This is a genomic window from Loigolactobacillus iwatensis (genome assembly GCF_003950295.1).
Lineage (GTDB): Bacteria > Bacillota > Bacilli > Lactobacillales > Lactobacillaceae > Loigolactobacillus > Loigolactobacillus iwatensis.
This window is the reverse complement of the sequence record NZ_RHNP01000015.1, coordinates 34,565-49,862: the sequence shown is the minus strand read 5'-3', so window position 1 is coordinate 49,862 and position 15,298 is coordinate 34,565. Positions and strand designations below refer to the sequence as shown.

General features: G+C 41.2%; 13 protein-coding genes. 1 reads left to right on the top strand and 12 read right to left on the bottom strand.

The features are described 5' to 3' along the window. Positions 1–2: 2 nt before the first annotated feature. The 11 genes from pstA to EKM98_RS05320 form a co-directional block, all read right to left on the bottom strand. Complete coding sequence (pstA, locus tag EKM98_RS05370) at positions 3–890, bottom strand: phosphate ABC transporter permease PstA (RefSeq protein WP_125981092.1); 888 nt, start codon at positions 888–890, stop codon at positions 3–5. Then, positions 887–1,810, bottom strand: coding sequence for a phosphate ABC transporter permease subunit PstC (gene pstC / locus EKM98_RS05365; protein ID WP_125981090.1), 924 nt, complete (start codon positions 1,808–1,810; stop codon positions 887–889). The genes pstA and pstC overlap by 4 nt, the downstream gene beginning before the upstream one ends. A 1-nt stretch (position 1,811) precedes the next feature. Then, a complete protein-coding gene (locus tag EKM98_RS05360) occupies positions 1,812–2,672 on the bottom strand; it encodes a phosphate ABC transporter substrate-binding protein PstS family protein (RefSeq protein ID WP_125981088.1) in 861 nt (286 codons plus the stop codon). 297 nt (positions 2,673–2,969) lie between these two features. After that, positions 2,970–4,637, bottom strand: a complete 1,668-nt coding sequence (gene pnpS / locus EKM98_RS05355; RefSeq protein ID WP_125981086.1) for a two-component system histidine kinase PnpS — start codon at positions 4,635–4,637, stop codon at positions 2,970–2,972. Continuing rightward, on the bottom strand, positions 4,624–5,322 hold the full coding sequence (locus EKM98_RS05350) for a response regulator transcription factor (RefSeq protein WP_125981084.1): 699 nt from the start codon (positions 5,320–5,322) through the stop codon (positions 4,624–4,626). Before EKM98_RS05350 ends, pnpS begins: the two co-directional genes overlap by 14 nt. A 1-nt stretch (position 5,323) precedes the next feature. Further along, entirely contained in the window at positions 5,324–6,433 is a 1,110-nt protein-coding gene (locus EKM98_RS05345) for a PDZ domain-containing protein (RefSeq protein ID WP_125981082.1), read from the bottom strand. Positions 6,434–6,771: 338 nt separating this feature from the next. Continuing rightward, positions 6,772–7,888, bottom strand: a protein-coding gene (gene prfB / locus EKM98_RS05340; RefSeq protein WP_191983368.1) for a peptide chain release factor 2 whose coding sequence is annotated in 2 segments (ribosomal slippage) — positions 6,772–7,815 and positions 7,817–7,888 — 1,116 coding nt in all. Because the reading frame shifts where the segments join, the coding sequence is not laid out codon by codon here. A 147-nt stretch (positions 7,889–8,035) separates the two neighbouring features. Then, the gene (gene secA, locus EKM98_RS05335) at positions 8,036–10,399 is read right to left on the bottom strand and encodes a preprotein translocase subunit SecA (protein ID WP_125981078.1); all 2,364 of its coding nucleotides are present in this window, start codon (positions 10,397–10,399) and stop codon (positions 8,036–8,038) included. 179 nt (positions 10,400–10,578) lie between these two features. Continuing rightward, positions 10,579–11,142, bottom strand: a complete 564-nt coding sequence (gene hpf / locus EKM98_RS05330; RefSeq protein WP_068225324.1) for a ribosome hibernation-promoting factor, HPF/YfiA family — start codon at positions 11,140–11,142, stop codon at positions 10,579–10,581. 177 nt (positions 11,143–11,319) lie between these two features. After that, complete coding sequence (locus EKM98_RS05325; protein ID WP_225418527.1) at positions 11,320–11,850, bottom strand: ComF family protein; 531 nt, start codon at positions 11,848–11,850, stop codon at positions 11,320–11,322. A gap of 155 nt (positions 11,851–12,005) precedes the next feature. Next, positions 12,006–13,325, bottom strand: a complete 1,320-nt coding sequence (locus EKM98_RS05320; RefSeq protein ID WP_125981074.1) for a DEAD/DEAH box helicase — start codon at positions 13,323–13,325, stop codon at positions 12,006–12,008. 46 nt (positions 13,326–13,371) lie between these two features. Here EKM98_RS05320 and EKM98_RS05315 point away from each other — a divergent pair, with 46 nt between their 5' ends. Then, on the top strand, positions 13,372–14,010 hold the full coding sequence (locus EKM98_RS05315) for a YigZ family protein (protein WP_125981072.1): 639 nt from the start codon (positions 13,372–13,374) through the stop codon (positions 14,008–14,010). Positions 14,011–14,116: 106 nt separating this feature from the next. Here the strand turns inward: EKM98_RS05315 and EKM98_RS05310 are convergent, their stop codons facing one another. Beyond that, positions 14,117–15,190, bottom strand: a complete 1,074-nt coding sequence (locus tag EKM98_RS05310) for a glycosyltransferase family 4 protein (RefSeq protein WP_125981070.1) — start codon at positions 15,188–15,190, stop codon at positions 14,117–14,119. Between the last annotated feature and the right edge of the window lie 108 nt (positions 15,191–15,298).

The window sequence follows — 15,298 nt, the reverse complement described above, 5'->3', positions numbered from 1 at the left end:
TCTTAGTCGCCTCCGGTCATTTTTTTAAATAACCATTTTCCAAACCAACGCGCACTGAGATTAAAAATTAAGACCACAATCACCAAGACTGCCGAAGCTCCCGCAGAAACCGCCGCAACATCTGGCATAATACCTTCTGAATTAATTTTCCAAATGTGAACGGCTAGTGTTTCGGCAGGCCGTAATGGATTTAAGGGACTGGCAATGTAAAAAGGATTCCAATTGCTAAAATCCAGTGCCGGCGCACTCTGTCCTGCAGTGTAGATCAAAGCTGCGGCTTCACCAAAAACACGTCCGGCCCCAAGAATCATCCCTGTCGTAATGCCGGGTAATGCTTCAGGAACAATAACCCGCGTCACAGTTTCAAAACGGGATAGGCCTAGTGCTAAACCGGCCTCACGTTGGCTACCTTGAACACTGGCCAACGATTCTTCTACATTTCGCGTCAATAGCGGTAAATTAAAGAAAGTCAGTGCCAGTGCGCCAGACAGGATTGAAAAACCAAACTTAAACTGAACAACAAAAATCAAGAAACCAAACAGGCCAACAACAACTGATGGTAACGAACTTAGAATTTCAATTGCCGTTTGGACGAAAGTTGTACGCCAATTTTTCTTAGCGTATTCTGATAAATAAATTCCTGCACCTAAGGAAATTGGCATTGAAATCAACATTGCTAAAACGAGTAAGTATAACGAATTAAACAACTGAATACCAATCCCACCGCCGGCTTCAAATGCCCGGGCCGGAGAAGTTAAAAAATGCCAAGAAACGTGGGGTAAGCCAGCGGCCAAAATATAAAGTAGTAGAGCGGCCAAAATTAAAATAATCATTCCGGAAATTAGGTAAAGGACAACTGTTGCGATTTTATCTTGCCGTTTGACGTTCATTTCTTCAACGCCCCCTTTCGACCAATGAAGCGAATAAGTAGATTAAAGACCAGGGACATTAATAGTAATAATAAGGCCAGTGACCAGAGAACGTTATTTTGTAGTGAGCCCATAATTGTATTACCAATACCCATTGTTAGCACACTTGTCAAAGTTGAAGCCGGTGAGACTAAATTATGCGGCATCAAGGCCGCGTTACCAATAACCATTTGAACGGCTAAAGCCTCCCCAAATGCCCGGGCCATACCGAAAACAATTGCCGTTAAGATACCCGGTGTCGCACTTCGCAAAACAACCTTATAAATAGTTTGCCAACGTGTTGCACCTAATGCTAACGATGCTTCGCGGTAATAACGTGGTACTGCTTGCAGTGCATCAACGCTCATGGAGGTTACAGTTGGCAAGATCATGACAAACAGGACAAAGGTTCCCGCTAAAATACCAAATCCAGTGCCACCAAAAATTCCGCGCACGAAAGGAACAACTACTGATAAACCAATAAAACCATAAACAACAGATGGTATCCCAACCAATAATTCAGTCACTGGTTTCAGAATTTGCATCCCGCGTCGGGGTGAGATCTCAGTCATAAAAATGGCCCCACCAACTGCAAAAGGTGTCGCTACTAAGGCGGACAGAATCGTAACTAAAAAGGAACCCACAATCATTGGTAAGGCACCAACTTCAGGTAATCCACGGGCATCTTTTACGCTTGGATTCCAGACATCCTTAGTTAGAAAATCAAATAAATTTACTTTATCGTGAAAAAAAGTTGCTAGTCCTCGGGAGGCCACAAAGTAAAAGATGGCTAGGACAATAATCACAATTAAAGCAATACAACAGAAGCTAACCAACTTACCCAAACGTTCAACTTTACTCTGGTGCGACTTTTTTAATAAACTTTCGCGAATTGGATCCATCTTATGACCTCCTCGTAACGTGACCGGTCACATCACGCTCAACCTTCATTTGTGAAATTGAAATGTAACCTAAACGTGGTAAAACCTTTTCTTGGATTCTAGGACTCAACACGTAGGCAATAAAATCTTTAGTTAGGCCCGTTGGTTTCCCTTTTGTATACATATGTTCGTAAGACCAAATTTTCCATTTATTCGTTAAAACATTTTTATCCGTTGGAGCAACATGATTAATTTTTACCGCAGCAATCGACTTATCAACGTAAGAAAAAGCGAGGTAACTGATTGCACCAGGGGTTGAGGCCACTATTTGCCGCACCATTCCCGTCGAATCCTGTTCTTGTGCCTGCTTAGCCTGACTCCCTTGCATGACCCATTTTTCAAAGGTAATCCGCGTGCCACTACCCGCGGCACGATTAACTAAAACAATTGGTAGGTCAGCACCGCCAAGTTGGCGCCAATTGGTGACCTGGCCCGTAAAAATTGCTTTTAACTGGGCAAAGCTTAAATTAGTAACGCCAACTTTCTTGTTAACGACAGGGGTGATTCCTACAACTGCAACACGATGATCAACTAATCTTTTTGCGTCAACCCCACTTTGTTCCTCAGCATGCACATCAGAATTACCAATATCAACTGCTCCGGCCTGGATTTGGCTGAGCCCGGTTCCAGAACCGCCACCTTGAACATTAATGAATTTACCTAAATGGTCATTACTGTACTGTTCACCGGCTGCTTCCACTAACGGCTGTAAGGCAGAAGAACCAACGGCAGTAATTGATTCACCGCTTGATTGTTTCTGACAAGCTGTCAAACCAATAAGACTGATTAAAAGCGCCGCAGCAGTTAAGATCTTTTTCTTCACAGTTAACCCCCCTATCCATTTTATAGTTTAGCCAACGAACGTAAAAATAAAGCACTTCTAATGTAAAAATTATGTAAATTGAGGTTTATGCTCTAGCTTAATTGGACCTTATCTGGACAGGTAAAAGCAAGAAAAATGCCTATGCCTGAATAAATATTGATTCCAATTTTATTCAAAAAAACTGCGGGTTATCAGTAAAGTTATAACATTACTGATAACCCGCAGTTTCCACTTTTAGAACATATTTACACTAAACTAATAAGCCTAAAATATCTTTGTGAAAAAGCCAAAACTTAATCATTCTGAACCCGCTTCTTCACTTGGTAGTACAACTGTAAAGCAACTACCTACACCAAGCTGACTCTGTAGCCTAATTGTCCCACCTAAGCCAGTAACCAACGCCGCAACAATTGCCAGCCCTAAGCCAGTGCCACCTGTATCCCGACTACGTGTTTTATCAACCCGGTAGAAGCGTTCAAAAACACGTGCCTGATCTGCACTAGCAATTCCGACACCGCTATCACAAATTTTAAGCTGCCAACCAGCGGAAACTAAACGACTCGTCAGCGTAATTTGTCCCCCAACACGATTGTAATTAATTGCGTTAACTAGTAAGTTTTTAATAATCTGTTCAAATTGATTAGCGTCCGTTTTTAAATTAGGTGCGATCGCTAAGTCCAATTTAAGTTGAATTCTTTTTGCATCTATTTGTGGTTGTAGCGCCGGTAACAACTGCTCGATTAAATTTGGAACGTCAAATGTAGTCAACTTAGGTTGTCGTTGTTCACCACGGGCCAACGCAATAATGTCTTGAATTAAACTCGTCAAGCGTTGACTTTCCGTCGCAATAATTTCTAGGAACGCTTGCCGATCTTTTGGATCATTTTGTGCTCCTGCTAATAGGGTTTCAGTAAAGCCAGTAATTGCAGTTACTGGTGTTTTTAATTCGTGGGACACATTACTAACAAAATCCAATTGCATTTGTTGAATTTGTTTAATTTCCGTAACGTCATATAATAAAACAGCCAGTCGATCTGCCGTCAACCAAACAACGTGAACATCCACAATTTGTTCCTTAGTTAAGGTTAAAGTTATTTCCTGGTGCTGGGCTTCTCGGTCCCGCAGAGCACGCTTTATTAAGCGACTCAAGTGGTAATCTTGAATGTCATTAACGTAAGGGTGCGGCCGGGAAATGATCTTGGTCTCCAGTAATTGTGCGCTGGCCGGATTACTATTCACGACCAAGCCTGTGTGGTCAAGTAGCAAAATGCCAACCGTCAATTGAGTTAATAATTGATTGAAATCAGTCTGCCTTTTCAATTCCTGCTGTTTTGCCTGGCCAACAACATCGTTAACCTGAACAATTTGTTGTTCCAAGTCAAAATAACGATCCGTTGGCTTGAGTAACGCCGGCGCCATTTTTTCTGAATGTTTAATTTGTTGTAATTGTTGTTTTAATCGTTTGAGTGAACGTTCCACGGCCAAATGATGACCCAATAATACTAAAACAATCAGGCCAATCATACCCAACGTTACCCCAATAACATAAGCCGCGTGTGGCCAAAACGGCTCCCACAAATTTCGTTTTGGTTGTACTAATAAAATTGTTTGATCGTGTTTAGTTATTAAATAAACCAGTTGATCTTGTTGTCGCGTCTGAACAATGGCCTGTCTTTTTCCAGTCGTTTGATAACGTAAAACAGCCGGAAGTGCTTCTCTGGCAGTAACACCGGCCGCAGAAACTACCAATTGATTTTTTCGGTTAAAGGCCATCACCTGACAATTAGTCTGTTTGGCCTGAACCCTCATTTGGGTCAGCGTTTGTCCTTGAAATAACTGGGCCTTATCACTCAGATCCTTTTTTTGACTGGCTAAATAGCTTTGGTTTAAAAAAAGAATGATCATTGTCACACCAACAATAATCACCCCTAATATCAATTCGCCTAAGTGCCTAATTTGTTTCATCCTGCGGCTCCTCCAATTTATAACCAAATCCACGAACCGTAACTAAATATTTAGGCCTTTTCGGATCGACTTCAATTTTATCCCGTAAATGACTGATTTGAATATCAACCATTCGCGTTTGACCGGCATAGTCATACCCCCAGACACCATTAAGTAAGTGTTCACGGCTAAGTACCCGGTGTTGTCGCTTGGCAAAATAGATGAGCAATTGGTACTCGCGGGGCGTCAGATTTAATGATACCCCACCTCGACTAACTGTATATTTGTCTGGGTCAATAATTAATTCGCCAATTTTAATAACCTGTTGTGCTAACGCCTGCTGATTTAGGCGCCGATTAATGGCCTTCATGCGTGCTAAAACTTCGCGGGGACTAAACGGCTTAGTTAAATAATCATCGGCTCCTAACTCCAGCCCAATTATCTTATCTAATTCATCGTCTTTGGCCGTCAAAATAATAATTGGCGTTTGAATTTTTTCTTGCCGTAAACGCTTAGTGACCTCCATACCATCCAATTCCGGCAACATCAAATCTAACAAAATAAAATCATATTGTTGTTCTGATGCCAACTTTAGAGCAGTAACACCATCTGTAGCGGTTGTAACCGCGTAATCGGCCTTTTTTAGATTATAGGCTAGTAGCGTGACAATCGCAGGTTCATCATCAACAACTAATACTCGTTGCATCCTAAACACCTTTTTTCGGAAATGTAATGACCCCAACTTCATGTGGTGAATCAGCAAAGATTGCTGTTTCGGTAATTTTAATATCGCCAGTAATCGTCTTAATCCGCAAATGACAATACGTTGGATTAGTCATTAGAGAACGGTAGAAGGAATCCTCATCATTAATTGCAATATGGTTGCAGTCCAGAATTGTGTCTCCTTTCACCAAATCCATCTTGGCCGCCGGTGTACCTGGCTGGATACCTAAAACACTAATCCCCACAAATGGTTCGGTATAATGAATTGAACCAGAACGTGCCGAAAAGTATCGCCAAATGTGACCGCCAATTTCTAGACAAATTGCCAAAATTAAAAATAAATTGGTCAAATTAGTCAAGAATTGGCTCACAATTCCAAGAATCAGTAATAGACCACCCTCGATTAAATACCATTGCGTCGTTTGTTTAATGGCCAGCATAATTTGCTGGTGTTTAACCGTTAATAAAAAGCCCAAAAAGAGCGGTAAAATAAACAAACTGTAGGAACCACTCCCAAATTGGAAGGTTGGCCAAACACTAGTTGTTACCCCTTTCACTGGGACTAACACAACTAACGGCACAAACGCTAATTGCCGCAATCGGAAAAAACCAGTCCGCCGACCACGGGCACTTTTGCGAATTCGTGGTGAAACTGTTTGCTCCCCTAAACGATGGACCAACAACGCAGTAAATAAAGCAGCCACCCCCGAAAGTACGAGTACATTGGACATTAACTGGGAGGAGCTACTTGGCGCCACCAGCATAACGATTAAGCTAGTGACTAATAACCCTAGAAATGGTATGAACCACCAAATACTTAACAATAAAACAAGAAAGGCAACTAACTCATAAATCTGTACCCAAATTAATGGTAATTTAAACCCAATCAGTAGACTAACTATTGATAAGCCAATTCCAAATGGAACACCCCAAGTGAAGAAGTGACGAAACTCATGATAATGGTTATCGACCGCTATTCTAAATAAGCTTCGTTCCTTTGTTATCCTTAAGTAACTCACTAAAAAGCCACTAAGTAAACCAAGCCACAACAAAGGTTGCCAAAGTAGGCTCATAATAACCGAAACAATCTGCATATTTCACCGACACCCCATTTTTTTAGTTAATGTCAGTATAACATTGCCAGCGTTTGAAAAGAAAGCTGGTATTTTATTGGACAGCGCCTGTTCTTGCACCAAGATTAAGAAACACAGTTATAAAATTTGTAGCCGTATTTCTGCAGCCTACTTACCATTGAATACGGTTTACGAACTGACAAGCTAAAAACCGGCATATTTAAAACCAAACTATTTAACCCAAAAATAGAGCCCGCTGTGACAACAAAGTTTGCCTCTGCTGTAACACCTAGCCCTATTTCTAAATAACGGATACTAAAAAGTAAAAACTCATAACCTCAGCAGCACTTATTTAAGTACTAACTGGGATTTTCTTCTTGCAATTGTAATTGTAAATAAGCATTTATAAACGGATCCAAGTCGCCATCTAAAACGGCTTGGCCATTACCGGTTTCATAATTAGTACGGTGATCCTTAATCATTGTATAAGGTTGAAAAACGTAAGAACGAATTTGTGAGCCCCAACCAATATCAGCTTGTTCACCCTGAATTTCGGCCTTTTGTTTTTCTTTGGCCTCTAATTCACGTTGATACAACTTGGCCCGTAGCATATTCATAGCAGTCTGCCGATTTAATAATTGGGATCGTTCGGCCTGACTTGCAACGACTATTCCAGTTGGCAAGTGGGTTAAACGAACCGCAGATGACGTCTTATTGACGTGCTGCCCGCCGGCGCCACTAGCCCGGTAAACATCAACCCGTAAATCATCACTGTTAATTTCAATATTAACCGTTTCATCCAATTCCGGCATCACATCAACCGACGCAAATGACGTATGTCGGCGGCCGGCCGAATCAAACGGTGAGATCCGAACCAATCGGTGTACACCCCGTTCCGAGCGCAAGTAACCGTAGGCATTATGGCCCTTGATTAATAACGTCACACTTTTAATTCCGGCGTCATCACCTGCTTGATAATCAACGGTTTCAACTGAAAATAAGTGTTTTTCGGCCCAGCGTGTGTACATCCGCAGTAGCATTTCGCCCCAATCTTGTGATTCCGTTCCCCCAGCGCCAGGATGAATTTCCAAAATTGCATTATGACTATCGTAGGGACCATTCAAAAGTAGGCTTAATTCATACTGCTGCATTTTGGCCTGTAACTCACCTAAATTAGTTTCAAATTCCGCGGCTATCTGGGCGTCATCTTCTTCACTTAACAATTCAGCCAAAACACTTAAATCTTCGTAACCGGCCTCTAAATCGTGAAAAGAATCAAATTTAGATTTCAATTGATTAGTTTCATCAATCACTTTTTGAGCGTCCTGTTGATTATCCCAGAAACCGGGTTCCGCCATCTGTGCTTCATTTTCGCCGATACTTTCGTTTAGCGCGTCGAGGTCAAAGCGACCCCCTAAAATTAGCCAACTTAGCTTTAATTCCCGCTAATATTTTCTTACCTTCACTTAATTCCATTTTTGTGCCTCCAGCGAAAGAGGCTGGGACAAAAGTCCCTAGCCTCTTATTGTTTCCAAACGTTACTCTAGAGCGTGCACCAAAAGTCTGGGTTCACTGCGTAACTACCGCTAATCCAAAACCGACTTTTGTCTCACTCCCATAAATCTAACGTTTAATATTCTGGCGAATTTCTGCCTTCATAAATAAGCGCGTCACATCATAATCAATATCCGCGATCATTTCTTCAAACATTCGGTAACCCTCAGACTGATACTCCACCAATGGATTCATCTGCCCATAGCCTCGTAACCCAATAGCCTGACGTAATTGGTCCATGGCATCAATATGGTCTGTCCAATGTGAATCAACAACCCGCAAAATAACAACTTTTTGAAATTCCAACATTTGTGCAGGATCATATAATTGTTTCTCTTTTTCTGCATAACTTTTATTGGCACGATCCAACAAGTAATCACTAATTTCATCACTTGTTTTACCGGTTAAGTCTTCCATACTAATCGTATCTTCAGCCACCATTGCGTTAACTGCAAAATCGTAAATTGCTTGTAAATCCCACTTGTCAGTTTCACCTTGCGTATGCGATTCAACAATCCGCTTGATAGTTCGTTCAAACATTGGCACCAAGACGTACTTTAATGAATCATCTTCATTAATAACTTGCATCCGTTGACCATAAATTACTTCACGCTGTTCACGCATAACATCGTCATACTGTAACGTATTTTTACGTGTATCGTAATTATTACCTTCGACCCGCTTTTGTGCGGACTCAACTTGTCGTGTAATCATTCGACTTTGAATGACCGCATCATCATCACTGACTTTCATCCGTTCCAATAATGTCTTAATTCGATCAGAACCAAAGCGGCGCATCAACGTATCTTCTAGTGATAAATAAAATTGCGTTTCACCAGGATCACCTTGCCGACCAGAACGACCACGTAACTGATTATCAATCCGCCGCGATTCATGTCGTTCTGTCCCAATAACACATAAGCCACCTAGTTCTTTAACACCAGGTCCCAGCTTAATATCTGTTCCTCGGCCGGCCATATTAGTGGCAATCGTAACTGAGCCACGTTGACCGGCATTCATAATAATCTCGGCTTCTTTTAAATGATTCTTGGCATTTAAAACAGCGTGGGAGATGTGTTCTTGGTCTAACATTCGTGATAGGCGTTCTGAAGTTTCAACAGCAACCGTCCCAATTAGCATGGGCTGGCCCTTTTCGTGCCGCTGCTTAATGTCCTCAACAACTGCATTAAACTTACTTGATAACGTTGGGTAAAGTAAATCAGGTTGGTCAATTCGGGCAATTGGTCGGTTAGTTGGAATGGTGATAACTTCCATACTGTAAATTTCACGAAATTCTTCTTGTTCTGTTTTAGCCGTCCCGGTCATCCCAGATAGCTTGCTGTACATCCGGAAAAAGTTCTGGTAAGTAATGTTGGCCATTGTCTTAGACTCATCCTGAATTTCAACGCCTTCTTTTGCCTCAATTGCTTGATGCAAGCCATCTGAATAGCGCCGACCTTCCATGACACGGCCAGTGAAAGAATCAACGATCATAACTTTACCATCTTGAACAACGTAATCAATATCGTTCAACATAATATAATTCGCACGTAATGCCGAATCTAAGTAGTGATTAAGTGCCATATTATCTGCATCGTACAAATTATCCAGGCCAAAATTCTTTTCAGCCTTTTGAATACCTTGTTCGGTTAAGCTGACCGTCTTCGTCTGTAAATCGATCTTATAGTCATCGTCTTCTTTAAGTGTCTTAGCAAAACGATCAGAACGAATGTATAGGCCGGCGGATTTTTCAGCCTGTCCCGAAATAATTAACGGCGTTCTAGATTCATCAATTAAAATTGAATCAACTTCATCGACAATCGCAAAGTTAAGCGGCCGTTGGACCATTTGTTCCTTATAAACCACCATGTTATCCCGTAAATAATCAAAACCAAGTTCACTATTAGTTGAATAAGTAATGTCGGCCCCATAAGCAGCTCGCTTTTCTTCTGAGCTCAATGAATTTAAATTTAACCCAACTGATAAACCAAGCCAATTATATAATTCGCCCATTTCTTTGGCGTCACGACCAGATAAATATTCATTAACTGTTACAACGTGGACTCCTTTGCCCGCTAATGCGTTTAAATAAACTGGCATCGTTGCCGTTAAGGTTTTACCTTCACCAGTTTTCATCTCGGCTATATTACCTTCATGTAACGTAATACCACCAATAATTTGAACCCGGAACGGGTACAAACCTAAGACACGCTTGGCGGCTTCACGAGCCGTTGCAAATGCTTCGGGTAAGATATCATCTATGGTTTTACCATTTTTTAATTGTTCTTTTAATTTTGGCGTTTCGGCCTTTAAATCATCATCTGATAATGCGGCCATTTGATCCGCTAAGACCTCAACTTTATCGGCGATTTTGCCCATTCGTTTGACTTCACGCTTATCGCTTTCGACCCAGTTCTTTAAAATATTTGCCATTGTAAAGTCCCTTCTTGTCATGTATGACAAATGTTAACTTTATAAATCCAAAAAGATACTCTTACTAGTTTAGCATGAAAATTGATGCTTGAAAATAGCTTTGCTAGCGAAAGATTAATAATCAACCGGCACAAAAACGGAGTAGGATTTCTCCTACTCCGTTTTTGGGTGCCATCAACTTATTGTTCATCCGTTTCAATCAGACCATAACGGCCATCACGCCGCTTATAAACAATACTTGTACCATTAGTTTCAGCATCTTCAAAAATAAAGAAATTGTGTCCTAACATGTTCATCTGCAAAACTGCTTCCTCGCTATCCATTGGTTTCAACGAAACACGTTTCGTTCTTACAATATCAAGTTTGTCATCCGCATTATCGGAGGAATCCTCGGCCGCTTCATCAGAATTTGCTAAGTTGAAATCCTTAAGCCCTTTTTCACGGGACTTACGATTAACCTTTGTCTTATATTTTCGAATTTGACGTTCAAGCTTATCTGTGACAAGATCAACGCTCGCATACAAATCTGGTGAAGTTTCTTCTGCACGCAAGGTCAGATAAGGTAACGGAATTGTAACCTCGACCTTAGCGGTTTTATCGGGATAGACTTTCAAGTTAACGTGGGCCTGCGAATCAGCTGAACTTGGAAAATACTTGTTCAACTTGTCCAAACGTTTTTCAACGTAGTCTCGAATAGCACCAGTTACCTCGATATTTTCTCCACGAACATTATAGTTAAGCATAGAATTTCTCCCCTTTCACTTGCAAGTTTGCGCTGGGCAAACAGGATCAAAGCTGAAAAGCCTTGATGCCTTGCTTATATACTGATTATAATGGAAAGCGCTGCAATTAACAATGTTTAACCTAAACAAAACTACGACGTGTTTGGAAAAAAGAGTGCACTAATAGTCAGCTTTGAGTTAACGGGCTAAGGTCACGGTTGTTATTTTTAGGCCAGGAACTGCCTTTAAAAGACAATCTCGGGCGTGAAATAAGGTTCGCCCCGTTGTGTAAACATCATCCAACAAAATAATTTGTTTTCTTGCAAGTGGCCGACACTTATCCATATTAGCCTGGAAGGGTTGCGCCATTGCCAGCCGTTCACCTCGATTTTTATGTGCCTGTTTAACCGGTAATTCACGTTTGTTCAGGCAATCATAAAGAGGGACAACCGCGCCAAAAATACCGCAGACAGGATTAAAACCTCTTTTTTGATAGCTCCTCGTATCAGTTGGTACCGGCACATAAATATCGGCTGACACCTTTTTAAAAAATTGTCCCAGCACACTGGTGAAACAAGTGCTCAATTGATAATCACCACTTGTCTTATACTGTTTAAAAAAATCCTGCATTGCAGCATTGTAAGAAAATAAGGCTCGATTATGAAGTAATTGGGGGTAATTTTTTTGCCAGGTCAAACAATCCTGACACAAGCCTTGCTGCGTCTGCAACCGACCACACCCAGAACAAGCCAAATTGGGCCTAATTCGGAGAAATTTACGCTGACAGTTTAAACAAATAGGTGACGTTGTTAAAGCTCTAAAATAGAATATATCAGCCAAAGTTAGTGACTGAATAAATGATTGTTGGCACAACAGACAGCGCATTAAAACCCTGCCTTCTTATTGATCTGCTTGATTTGTTTACTCGCCTGCTTCATCGCACAACTGTAGCCAGCGCAAATAAAATCAACGCGGCCAGTTGGGTAATCACGATGGCGGCCAACCCGCCCTGCCATCTGCACTAACGCGCTCATTGTAAAAACGCCATCATCACTGCCCAGTACGATCACCTCAATATTCTTAAAGGTTACACCGCGTTCCAGAATAGTTGTTGTAAGTAACGCCGTTAGTTTTTCCTGTCGCATGGCCTGTACTTTCTCGGCTCGCTTTGGATCGGCGGCATAGACCGTAGTGAATTTCAAGTCGGAAAAATTATTGCCCAGCAACTTTGCCAAAGGCTCTAAAAGTGCAATTTTGGGGACAAATAACAAAAAGGACTGCCGCCGTTGAACCTTATCTTCTAATAGATGGTTTAATACTGAAGGCAATTGGCCCTTCATTAACTGTTGATACCACCTAAGAGCCAAGTGACAGTGGGGCAACGCTAACGGATGGCCGTGATAACGTCGTGGTAAATAGCTGAGACTTAATGAACCTTTGCTAACTTGCCGCAACAACGCTGGCCCAGGTGTTGCCGTTAGATACAAACAGGCACTTGTTTTTTTGCGCGCCTGCCCAACGGCAAAATGTAACTGTTGATCCTGCGCAAAGGGAAAGGCGTCGACTTCATCAATAACCAAGACATCAAAAGCTTGGTAAAAGCGCAGTAATTGATGCGTAGTACACAATACAAATTGGGTGTAGTGGTACGGTTCAGGTTGATCGCCGTACAGTAACATAATTTCCGTTTTTGCAAATGCTTGTTGTAAGCGCGGTAACAACTCCAAACAAACGTCGATTCGAGGTGAGGCAATTGCGACGCGCTTACCTTGCTTAAGCGCAGCAAATAATCCTGGAAACAACATCTCCGTTTTACCCGCGCCAGTAACAGCCCACAATAAATGCTGTCGGTGCTGCTTAAAAATTTGTTTGATCATCTCTGCCGCCTCAGCTTGTGCCGGCGTTAGCGTTCCTTGCCAAGTTAATTCCGTTGGTCCTTTAAAACAATTTTTTTCTGGAAGGTTAACTAGGTATTCATTGGAACAAACGCGTCCCAGTAACAAACAAGTTGGACAATAATAAGTCCCACTAGGCAATTGAACTCTTTTTTTGCTGTGTCGTGCTTGACAGCGCTGGCAAGTGACGACAGTATTAGTAAGTAGCATCGCCGGTTGAACGATTAACTCTGGAAAAAGATCCCGCCAGGCCTTGCAAGTTGTTTGATCAACAATTTCTAAACGACCGAATAATGCTTCACAATTCATTAATAGTCCCCCTCTAATATTAAATTACGTTTAAGGAGTCATAAAAATGCTAAAAAATTATGTTGCCATTGCTCATAATGGCACCCACGAAATTGAAATTAAGAAGTCCCGCTTTATTTGTTATTTAGCTAGAATAAAGGATTCTGCTGAAGCAGACGCAATTCTTACACAAATAAAAAAGGAACATTACAAGGCCAACCACCACTGTAGTGCTTATGTATTAGGTGATCATAATGATATCCAGCATATGCGTGACGATGGTGAACCATCCGGAACTGCCGGTGCGCCGATGCTTAACGTTTTACAACGGCAACATTTGACAAACACACTTGTGGTAACAACCCGTTATTTTGGGGGAATTAAACTGGGCGCCGGTGGCCTAATTCGTGCGTACAGCCATTCAGTGTCCGAAGCAACTGCGGCAATTGGGTTAGTCCAGGGAACCTTGCAACAAGAATTACAAGTTCAAATTACTTATAAGCAACAAGGCACCCTAGAACACTACCTTGAGGCCAATCATTTAACGGTCACCGATACCACCTACGCAGTTAACGTCAACCTAATTATCCTAGTTGCTAGCGAACAAGTAGAAGTTACTAAAGCAGCCATCACTAACCTACTCAGCGGCCAAGTTACGTTTAAATTAGGCCATACACGTTACCATGAAGTTCCCTTCGAACAATAAAAAACGAGCTATCTTTTCAACAAAAATGAAGTGAACCCCAAAAATTGGTCTTTTTACCCAATCTTGGAATTCACTTCGGAGTCTTGTGGAAATACAGTTCGTTTTTTTATTTATTATGGATTATATACCGGATTAGCTTTAACAAGGGTTGTCGTTTAGGACCAATCAACCCAATTTCCTCGACAAAAATCTCTAAACTGATTAACACCGCCACGGTTAACGCAATCGATCCCCAAAAACTAGATAGCGGTAGTAATAGTGCAATTAATGAAAAGATTAAGGCAATTCCATAAATCGCAATAACTGTTTGTCGGTGGGTTAGGCCCATTTGCATCAAACGATGGTGTAAATGATGCTTATCAGCCTCCATAATCGGCCGATGGTTTAATAAACGCCGAACAATGGCATAGAAGGTATCCGTGATCGGAACGCCCAAAACGAGTACGGGCATGACAACAGAAATTACGGTGGCATTTTTTAAACCTTGTAATGATAGAACTGAAATCATAAAACCAATGAATAAGGACCCTGTATCTCCTAAAAAAATACTTGCCGGATGAAAATTAAATGGTAAAAAGCCGATCAAACTTGCTACTAGAGCAAAGATCATAATTGGAACATCAATATTATCAACGTTTAAAAAGAAGTATGCAATTAAACCCATTGTCAGTAACGCAATTAACGAAACTCCAGTTGCTAGGCCATCAAGCCCATCAATTAAATTAATTGCGTTAGTAATTGCCAAAATCCATAAAATTGTTAGTGGTAATCCCCAAATACCTAAGTTTATTTTCCCAATCCACGGCAAACTAATTGTTAAAATCCGAATTTGAGCGACGTAATAAATAACCAAAGCAGCTAATAGCATTCCCGTCAGTTTTTGCCACGGCGAAAGCTCAATCATATCATCCAACAAGCCTGTGATAATAATGATCGCTTCACCTAGAAAGATACTGTAAAGGATAGGTGTTGGAAATTGCTCGCGCAACAAAACAAACGTTGAAAATGTAAAGGCTATAAAAATCGCTAATCCACCAATTGTTGGGATTGGAATTTTATTAACCCGGCGAGCATTAGGGTCATCTACAGCACCCACTTTTATCGCAATCCGCCGAACAATTGGCGTCAAGACTGCGGCAATAAATACGGTTAAAAATAGTTTGACGAAAATGTTGAACATAAAGTACGCTCGCTTTCTAATTACACTACCTACTGAGTTTCATTATACAAATTGCTATTTTCTTGCACAAGCTTAAACTAGTTAATATTCGTTTAAATAAAGTGAAGT

Bases quoted from the DNA above. Each gene is read 5' to 3' on its own strand.
- pstA (WP_125981092.1), bottom strand. From the start codon at position 890: ATGAACGTCAAACGGCAAGATAAAATCGCAACAGTTGTCCTTTACCTA.
- pstC (WP_125981090.1), bottom strand. From the start codon at position 1,810: ATGGATCCAATTCGCGAAAGTTTATTAAAAAAGTCGCACCAGAGTAAA.
- pnpS (WP_125981086.1), bottom strand. From the start codon at position 4,637: ATGAAACAAATTAGGCACTTAGGCGAATTGATATTAGGGGTGATTATT.
- EKM98_RS05350 (WP_125981084.1), bottom strand. From the start codon at position 5,322: ATGCAACGAGTATTAGTTGTTGATGATGAACCTGCGATTGTCACGCTA.
- EKM98_RS05345 (WP_125981082.1), bottom strand. From the start codon at position 6,433: ATGCAGATTGTTTCGGTTATTATGAGCCTACTTTGGCAACCTTTGTTG.
- secA (WP_125981078.1), bottom strand. From the start codon at position 10,399: ATGGCAAATATTTTAAAGAACTGGGTCGAAAGCGATAAGCGTGAAGTC.
- hpf (WP_068225324.1), bottom strand. From the start codon at position 11,142: ATGCTTAACTATAATGTTCGTGGAGAAAATATCGAGGTAACTGGTGCT.
- EKM98_RS05320 (WP_125981074.1), bottom strand. From the start codon at position 13,325: ATGAATTGTGAAGCATTATTCGGTCGTTTAGAAATTGTTGATCAAACA.
- EKM98_RS05315 (WP_125981072.1), top strand. From the start codon at position 13,372: ATGCTAAAAAATTATGTTGCCATTGCTCATAATGGCACCCACGAAATT.
- EKM98_RS05310 (WP_125981070.1), bottom strand. From the start codon at position 15,190: ATGTTCAACATTTTCGTCAAACTATTTTTAACCGTATTTATTGCCGCA.